The organism is Bacillus sp. JJ1532, from assembly GCF_036965085.1.
Lineage (GTDB): Bacteria > Bacillota > Bacilli > Bacillales > Cytobacillaceae > Cytobacillus.
The window spans coordinates 7,197-10,549 of the sequence record NZ_JBALOW010000098.1; the positions used below are offsets into that span (position 1 = coordinate 7,197).

Consider the following 3,353-nt stretch of genomic DNA (forward strand, 5'->3'; position numbering starts at 1 on the left):
CTCTTTCTCGTCACTGAATTTATTATTAGAGTAAATTTAGTAAACGAAAAATAATATGTCAATATAATTTTTTGTTTTTTTGAATTAATTGAATTTGGTAGAACCTTGAAAGTTCTCCTCCTCCTATTTGCTTTAGCCCCATAAAAATAGTCATACTATAAAAGAAATAGCCCTTAACCGATACTTAATATTTGAAGGATTGGAGGCATTCAAATGTTTAATCATATCCAGCAGGTAATGCGTCAGCTTGAAGTTGATTATGATATAAAGGTCCTTTATGCATGCGAAGCAGGAAGTCGTGCCTGGGGGTTCCCATCTAAAGATAGTGACTACGATGTTCGTTTCATATATGTACACCGAATGGACTGGTATCTATCTATTGATCAACAGAGGGATACGATAGAAATTCCAAATCGGGATGTCGTTTCAATTCTGATTGATGATCAATTGGATTTAAGCGGCTGGGAGCTCACGAAGGCGTTGAGATTATTAAGGAAATCCAATCCGTCTCTTTTCGAATGGTTACACTCTAGTATAATTTATGATGAATCCTATTCAACCATCGAGCAGATACGGCTGATGGCACAGAATGTATTTTCAGCTGTGATTGGGGTAAATCATTATGTTAGGATGGCAAAAGGGAATTTCCGTGACTGTATTCAAGGGAATGAACGAAAAATTAAGAAATATATCAATGTATTAAGACCACTTCTAGCAGCCAAATGGATAGAAAAGTTTCAAACAATACCTCCAGTTAACTTTCATATTTTGTTTGAAACGCTTATTCCTATAGGAGAAGTGAAAGAAGAAATTGTTAAAATTATTCAACACAAAATGGATGGAGAAGAGTGGGGCACTGACTTGAACATAGGCGTCCTCCATTCATTTATTCAAAAAGAAATTGAACGTCTCGAAGAATTTGGAAAAAGGAGACATTGCGGTGTTCCAAATCCAACTAATGAACTCAACCAGCTTTTCCGAGATACATTGAAAGAGGTCTGGGAATAATTTTGCCCAGATCTCCTCCAATTGAGAGCATTGCAAAATCCCTTATTGACTACTTAACTATCTCATCAATTTTTGAAGATGCTCCTTTACATACGGCCATTCTTCATGCGTGATACTGTACATAACCGTATGTCGGGCAGTGCCATCTTGGCGAATCATATGATTGCGCAGGATCCCTTCTTTTTTGCCGCCAATTCGTTCAATGGCCTTTTGAGAACGGAGATTCTCATGATCTGTTTTCAGTTGAACGCGATGAAGGCCAAGATTTTCAAAGCAGTATTCTAGCAGCAAATACTTACAATTTGAATTGATATTTGTACGCCAATACTTTGTATTTAGCCATGTGTAACCGATTTCTAATCGCTTATGTTCTAAATGTAAATCTAGAAATCTAGTGGAGCCGATAATTTGCTTTGTTTTTTGATCGATAATGATAAATGGATATTCTGTTCCGTGCTCTTTATTGGTCAATGCATTTTGCACATATTCAACCGCATCTACTTTAGTTGCGATGTTCAGGGTCATATGCTTCCAAATTAATTCATCCTGTGAGGCTTCAAAAATACCATCTAAGTCATTTTGATCCAATTCCTTTAAGCGAACAACCTCATTTTCTAATATTATTTTTTTCATAAATAATCACTCCTTTCATCCATTTAATTGAAATTTTGGTATGATGAAAATAACCAAAAAGAAAAATAATGACCATACCAAAAGGAGAAATAAAATGGAACTGCCTATATATTTAGTGCAAGGAAAGCCTATGTATATCCAAATCTATGAACAAATAAAAAATGCCATTATAAAAAAAACAGTTCTTCCACATAGCAAGCTTCCTTCAAAACGGCAGCTTGCTACACAGCTTGATATAAGTATTCATACAGTTCGTGAAGCGTATGAACAACTTTTGGCGGAAGGCTATATTATCAGTCGTGAGCGGTCAGGCTATTTTGTATCTGCCATTGAACAAGAATGGCAACCGATTACAAAGAATATGCCTATGCAGGAATCTTCTATATGTTTGATCCAAGAAGGATTAATTGATTTCAATTCTGGACATGTGGATTCAGTCCATTTTCCATTTCAGATTTGGAAAAGATTGATTCGAAAACATATGGAAGAAGGGAATTTAGTGAGTAGTCCGTGGCAGGGGGAATGGGCGTTGCGGACAGAAATTGCCAAATATGTAGGGCGTTCACGCGGTGTCCAATGTGAAGCAGACCAAGTATTCATTTATAGCGGAACACAAATGCAGTTACAGGATATATGTCAGTTTTTCGGAATGGAAACACGTATTGGTATGGAGGAACCTGGATTTATACGGGCAAAGGCTGTATTTGCTAAGCTAGGACTGACAGTGACTCCTATTCAAGTAGATCACTTTGGGGTATCCATCCCTAATAAAAAATTAGATTTGGTATATACCACACCTGCCCACCAGTTTCCACTCGGAATGATCATGTCGCTCGAAAGGCGGGTCGGTTTATTAAAATGGGCCAATGAACATGAAAGTTTTATTATTGAAGATGACTATGATTCGGAATATCGCTACAAAGGACTGCCGATTCCGGCTTTGGCACAGATTGATCAACTTCAGCATGTTATTTATTTTGGGTCATTTTCAAAATCTTTCATTCCTTCCATTCGAATGAGCTATATGATAATACCCAAATCTTTAGTTATTTCGTTCGAAAAATTTAATGAACAGCAAAAATCAACTGTCTCCCGTATGGATCAGCTAGCAGTGGCAGATTTTATGAAAGAAGGCCACTTTGAACGGCATCTTGCCAAAATGCGTACGACTTATCGGAAAACACTTCAAGTTTTATTAGAATCCATTGAAACTTACTTGCCAAAGGAGTTTGAAATAATCGGGGAACATTCAGGTTTGCATATTGTCCTAAAGCTGCCTCCTTACCTCACAGAACAATGTGCAATTCACCAGGCAGTAGAGAGAGGAGTCCGTATTTACCCGGCATCCATATCATTTATAAAAAAACCGAAAACTCACATGGTGATCCTTGGATATGGGGGGCTTACAATAGAAGAAATAAAAGAAGGAATTCAAAAACTAGCAGAGGCGTGGTTATAGGGGAGGGAGGTTGTTCCACCTTATTTTGATATAAAGGAAACCTAATTTCGATGGACTAGACATTATTCTCTATGTTTGGTCCTTTTACATTTCCATTAATTTAATCGTTTTTCTAATCCATTATTCTTAACACCCATCGTCACGGATTTTTCGCGTTAAAGGGTTCTAAGAAGGCATTTAAACACCCTTCATCACTGAATTTTCGTATTGAAAGGCTCTGAGGAGACTTTTAAACTACCTTCGTCCCAGAAAT

The 3,353-nt window shown here is 37.1% G+C and carries 3 protein-coding genes and 1 other annotated feature (1 of these 4 only partly in view); of the genes, 2 read left to right on the top strand and 1 reads right to left on the bottom strand.

Going from position 1 to position 3,353, the window contains the following annotated elements:
- Window positions 1–23 (bottom strand) — a binding site (T-box leader) (it extends 245 nt beyond the left edge of the window).
- Between the two features lie 190 nt (window positions 24–213).
- Window positions 214–1,008: a nucleotidyltransferase domain-containing protein gene (locus tag V7122_RS23145; protein WP_335529484.1), complete on the top strand. Its 795-nt coding sequence runs from the start codon at window positions 214–216 to the stop codon at window positions 1,006–1,008.
- 57 nt (window positions 1,009–1,065) lie between these two features.
- Here V7122_RS23145 and V7122_RS23150 read toward each other — a convergent pair whose 3' ends face one another.
- Window positions 1,066–1,641, bottom strand: coding sequence for a GNAT family N-acetyltransferase (locus V7122_RS23150; RefSeq protein ID WP_335529486.1), 576 nt, complete (start codon window positions 1,639–1,641; stop codon window positions 1,066–1,068).
- A gap of 94 nt (window positions 1,642–1,735) precedes the next feature.
- On the opposite strand from V7122_RS23150, the gene V7122_RS23155 reads away from it, so the two are divergent.
- Window positions 1,736–3,100, top strand: coding sequence for a PLP-dependent aminotransferase family protein (locus tag V7122_RS23155; protein ID WP_335529488.1), 1,365 nt, complete (start codon window positions 1,736–1,738; stop codon window positions 3,098–3,100).
- Window positions 3,101–3,353 lie beyond the last annotated feature (253 nt).

Excerpts from the sequence above, each read along its gene's own strand:
- V7122_RS23150 (WP_335529486.1), bottom strand. The coding sequence starts at position 1,641 with ATGAAAAAAATAATATTAGAAAATGAGGTTGTTCGCTTAAAGGAATTG.
- V7122_RS23145 (WP_335529484.1), top strand. The coding sequence starts at position 214 with ATGTTTAATCATATCCAGCAGGTAATGCGTCAGCTTGAAGTTGATTAT.
- V7122_RS23155 (WP_335529488.1), top strand. The coding sequence starts at position 1,736 with ATGGAACTGCCTATATATTTAGTGCAAGGAAAGCCTATGTATATCCAA.